3 protein-coding genes and 1 pseudogene are annotated in these 5369 nt (G+C 35.1%); all 4 read right to left on the bottom strand.

The window, feature by feature from the left end; translation table 11 throughout:
* Positions 1–1016: ThuA domain-containing protein (locus WBQ70_RS02000; protein WP_423909854.1), on the bottom strand; the 1016-nt coding region annotated here is incomplete at its 3' end.
* Between the two features lie 2 nt (positions 1017–1018).
* Positions 1019–3220 (bottom strand): glycoside hydrolase family 3 C-terminal domain-containing protein, encoded by a 2202-nt coding sequence (locus WBQ70_RS01995; RefSeq protein WP_423909851.1) that lies wholly within the window; start codon positions 3218–3220, stop codon positions 1019–1021.
* Positions 3221–3306: 86 nt separating this feature from the next.
* Entirely contained in the window at positions 3307–4854 is a 1548-nt protein-coding gene (locus tag WBQ70_RS01990) for an alpha-L-fucosidase (RefSeq protein ID WP_423909848.1), read from the bottom strand.
* A gap of 114 nt (positions 4855–4968) precedes the next feature.
* A pseudogene (locus WBQ70_RS01985) lies at positions 4969–5369 on the bottom strand (hypothetical protein); the annotation flags it as partial.

The raw sequence follows: 5369 nt of genomic DNA, 5'->3' as shown, positions 1-5369 counted from the left end.
CCATATTCATTCTTTGTTGTCAATCCACCATAGATTTCACCTGTAACATGCAGTATGTCTTCTCCGTTTTCTTTATGGACTGAAAATACTTTTTTAGGATCATTGTTTAATCCCATAGGTTTTCCTGATTGTACATTGACTGATTTTTCAAAATCAACGTCTACTGTAGGATGTACGGCTCCCATCCAAACGTCCCATTTTGATAAATTGGAATCAAATAAATTTTCGCCTCCTTTGGCAATTTGGACATCTATTTCTCCTAATGACCAACGGATTCCTTCTTGGAGGTGTTTTAAAAAGTTAGTGTCAACATAAGATTCATCAGTATGGCCCATTGCAGTATAAAAAACGCGACCACCTTCATATACATGGTACCAAGAAATAGGGTGGTGGGTTCCCATTCGGTCGCCTTGATAACTAGTTTCATCAATCGATAAAATCACGTTGACATGTTGTGCTACTGGTTTTTTAAAATTATACCATTCGTCAAACTTCTCAAAAGAGGCAGGATAATGTGTTGTGGCAGGATGGGGATTGTTTGTATCTACATTTAAAACTGCTTTTTGTTGTTTTGGATGTGATTTGAATTGCGCACCAATCATTTCAGCATAAAAAGGCCATTCAAATTCGGTATCTGAGGCGGCATGAACGCCTACATAGCTTCCGCCATTATGAATGAATTCTTCAAATGCTAGTTCTTGATTTCTGTCCAAAACATCACCAGTGGTGTTTAAAAAAAGCACCAAATTGTATTTAGATAATGATTCTTTATTAAATAATGAGGCATCTTCACTAAAGGTCATTTTCCAATTTTGTCCAGCGCCCATTTTCTGAAGTGCTTCAATTCCTTTTGGAATACATTTATGTCTAAATCCTGCCGTTTTTGAAAAAACTAAAATTACTTTTTCATTTTGTACATGCTGATTCGTTTTTGAACCAGTTTTACAACTATAAAGAATAGTGAATGTCAAACAAAATAAAGTCGTTAAAAGATAGTTTTTGAAGGATTGATTCATCGTTATAATTTAAAGTTGATTTTACTGTAAGTAGTTGCTCCTAAATCCAAACTTCGTTGTGACGGAAGGGAGCTTCCCAAATATACAGTATAGATTCCTTTTCGAGTAATGGATTTACCATCTTTATCAATCTGGTTGAAACTGATTTTGTTTAAATCAAAAGTCAATTGCTTGGTTTCTCCTGCTTTTAGAAATTCTCTTTTGAACGATTTTAAATCATAAATAGGATCTTCTTTTCCAGCTAATGGCGAACTGATGTATAATTGGATCACTTCTTCTGAATCTATTTTACCAGTATTGGTAATTTCTGCTGTTACGCTGTAATCTTTATTGATTTTTAGGTTTTTATATTCGAATGAGGTATAGCTCAAACCAAAACCAAAAGGATACAATGGTTCTTGTGTCATGTATTTGTAGGTACGTCCCGCCATGTTATAATCATCAAAAGCAGGCAATTGATTTTCTGATTTTGGAAAAGTAATAGGTAGCTTTCCTGAGGGCGCTACATCACCAAAAAGAACATCAGCCACAGCATTTCCTCCTTCTTCACCGGGATACCAAACAAACAAAATCGCATCAGCAATATCATGGATTTCAGGAATAGCAATTGGACTTCCGCCTGTTAAAACAAGAACTAGAGGTTTTTTGCTTCCTTTTTTTAATTTCTTTAAATAGTCAATTTGATTTTGCGGTAAGCTTAAGGTTTTTTTGTCTCCTTTGGTGTCCGAGGCAATGGCTTCGCCTTCTTCGCCTTCAAACAACCCTGAAATTCCCATCACGGCAATACACACATCAGCACTTTTTGCTTCGCCTGTGGACCAGTCGATAGGGTTGTTGTTTTTTGCAAATGGTAATACTCCTGATTTGTAGTTGATACTCGTTCCAGCACTTACTTTCCCTACAATACCATCAAGAATCGTTTGAGTACTGCTCGTTACCCCATAGTAATTTCCTAATAATACTTCTTCGCTTGACGCATTAGGTCCTACAACATAGACTGTTCTAGTGTCTTTTTTGATAGGAAGTACATTATTGCTGTTCTTTAATAAAACAATTGATTTTTGAGCAGCTTCAAGGGCTAATTTTCTATGCGCTTCGGAATCTACCACTGTCGCTTTTATGTTGTCATATGGATTCATTCCAATTGGATCGAACATTCCTAATTTGAATCGAGTGGTTAAACTTTCTTTTAAACGAGTATCAATAAGTTCTTGGGTGATTAAACCTTGATTTAAAGCGTTTTTGAGTACTTTATAAACATTACCACAATTAATATTGGTTCCGTTGATTAAAGCTAAAGCTGCTGATTCCTCTGGTGTTTTGGTGATTTTATGAAATTGATGAAAATCTTGAATTGCTCCACAATCAGAAACGATATAGCCTTTGAAACCCCAGTCTTTTCTCAAAATTTCTTGCAATAAATATGGACTTCCAGAACAAGCTTCTCCTAACGTACGATTGTATGCACCCATAACGCCCTCTACATTGGCTTCTTGGACCAAAGCTTTGAAAGCGGGTAAATAGGTTTCAAATAAATCTTTTTTACTAACTACAGCATTAAACTCGTGTCTGGATTCTTCTGGTCCAGAATGTACTGCATAATGTTTGGCACAAGCGGCAGCTTTCATGTATTTAGGATCATTCCCTTGGAGTCCTTTTACAAAAGCAACTCCAATACGGCTTGTTAAATAAGGATCTTCACCATAGGTTTCTTGTCCTCGTCCCCAGCGAGGATCTCTAAAAATATTTACATTTGGTGACCAAAAAGTCAAACCTGCATACCGACTTCGGTTGTCAATTTTGATGGCTTCGTTGTATTTGGCTCTAGCTTCGTCAGATATAGCATTGGCAACACGTTGTATTAAATTATCATCAAAGGTTGCTCCAAGTCCAATAGCTTGAGGAAAAACAGTTGCTCTACCGTTTCTAGCAACACCGTGTAAGGCTTCATTCCACCAGTTGTATTCTGGAATGCCCAAACGGGCTATAGGAGGGCTTATATCTAGCATTTGAGATACTTTTTCTTCTAGAGTCATCTCTTTTACAAGGGCGTCAATTCGTTCTTGATTGGATAAGCTAGTATTTTCCCATTTGAATTTTTGAACGTTTTTATTTCCTGTTTTTACTTGTGCAAATGAACAATTTACGGCTAATACTGTTGAAAACAGTAGTACTTTTGATAATGAGATAGGTTTGGTCTTCATGATGGAGATAATAGTAGTTTAAGTTTTAACAAAGAAAGCACATTTGTAAAAATGTGCTTTCTTTTGAATAAAAATAGTTCCAATATTTAAAGTGTAATAGCAATTGTATAGGCAAAATCTCCAGGCTTAGTAGTTGGCATTTTTACTTGCAAACCTTTGTCTGTTTGATTCCATTGAATTTTTTCTTTGCTTCCTAGTACGCTGATTTTTTTAATTTTTAAATCTTTTGCGTAGGGATTATTTTTAGCTAATGTTTCAATAGTTACATTTCCATCTGCTGGCCAATCTAAAACAATAGCATATAGTTTGTTTCCATTTTGTGTGAAACGAATATCTTTGGATGATAATCCTTTGTTGTTTCCTTCTGAGTGATGTCCTTTTTTAACTTCTGTAGGACCTTCTCCAAAGGTGTTCCAGTAATGTGTATCGTATATTGCTTCACCGTTGATGTTTAACCATCCACCAATTTGAAGTAAAATATCTTTTTGATCTTGTGGAATTGTTCCATCAGATTTAGGACCTACGTTTAATAATAAACAACCATTTTTACTTACAATATCAACTAAGTCATCTACGATTTCGTTAGCCGTTTTAGACTCCCAATTGCTTACATAACTCCAAGAATTTTTTCCGATAGAAGTATCTGTTTGCCAAGGTAATTTTCTAATACCTGGTAGTTTTCCTCTTTCAAGGTCATAGATTACCGTTCCTTCTGGAAAAGCTTCGTGACTAAAGTTTTTATCTTGTAAGACTACTTCTTTGCCCCATTCAATTCCTTTATTATAATAATAAGCAGCTAATTTAGGACGTTGATCTGCAAAGTCTGGAGTATCTAACATAAAATCAAACCATAAAATGTCTGGTTTGTAAACATCAATAATCTCTTTAGTACGTCTCCACCATAAATCTTTAAATTCAGCCGATGGGGGTACATTGATATCTTTTCCTTTTTTAGAATATAAATCAGAATACTGAGGGTCAGTCGTGTCAAATTTGTCTTTTTTATTATAAAAAGACCAGTTGAAAGCAAAATGAGAAGAAGCTCCCATAATCATTCCTTTTTCTCTACCCGCTTTGAATAATTCTCCTAGAATGTCTCTTTTTGGTCCCATGTCAACTGCATTCCATCTGGTTACAGTTGATTTATACATAGCAAAACCATCATGGTGTTCAGCTACCGGAATTACATATCGGGCACCTGCTTTTTTGAATAAATCAATCCATTCGTCAGCATTGAATTTTTCTCCTTTGAACATCGGAATAAAATCTTTGTAACCAAACTTTTTTTGATCGCCCCATACTTCTTTATGGTGAAAATATTCTTTAGCAGGCCCTTTCATGTCTGGTTTTAACTGTGCTGAGAACTTAATAGAATCCATATACATATTTCGTGGATACCATTCTGATCCAAATTCAGGTACAGAATAGGCACCCCAATGGATAAAGATTCCAAATTTAGTTTTGTTAAACCATGCAGGGTCTTTGTAATTAGCTTTAATAGATTCCCAATTGGCTTCAAACTTTGGTTTGTTTGTGTGGCTGATTGCTGTGTTAGTACTATTTTGTGACTTACATGACAAAAACAGTAGTGAACATACTAATGGAATCAATACGGATGATTTCTTCAATTTCATTGTAATACTTGTTAAGTGAGGTGTTGTTTACTTTACAAAAGTCTCTATTTTGGTTTGTTTAGAGGGCTACGTATGTTCAAAATAGTAGCTTAAATGATTATTGTCTAGTTTAAATTAAGTTTTTTTTGGTTTTAATCGTGAAATAAGGATAGAATCTTCCTTGTTTGACCATGGTGAGATAAATTTTTCAGTATTTTTTACATCAGACTCTGGTGTAAGTTCCCCAGTTATAACATTAAACCATTGAATTGTCCTAGCACCGTGCTGTGGCTTTAGGTGCCATGCATTAATTCCGTAATTTTCCTTGTTTACATATAATAAAGTGGTGCCATTATCATCTGTCAAGTTATAACCGCTACCGTTTTTAGTTGGTGTTGGTTTTAATTTAGTAAAATCAATTTCGGTGAATAATTTTTGCATGTGTTTGAAATACTCAAAATGAGGTTTGATAAAATCAGCTGGTTGCTCGTATGGATTGTAAATAATCGCATTCCATGAAGCTGCTTGCCAATAAT

This window comes from Flavobacterium sp., from assembly GCF_049590715.1.
Taxonomy (GTDB): Bacteria; Bacteroidota; Bacteroidia; order Flavobacteriales; family Flavobacteriaceae; genus Flavobacterium.
The sequence above is the reverse complement of the archived record's forward strand: the minus strand, read 5'-3'. Positions and strand labels throughout refer to the sequence as shown.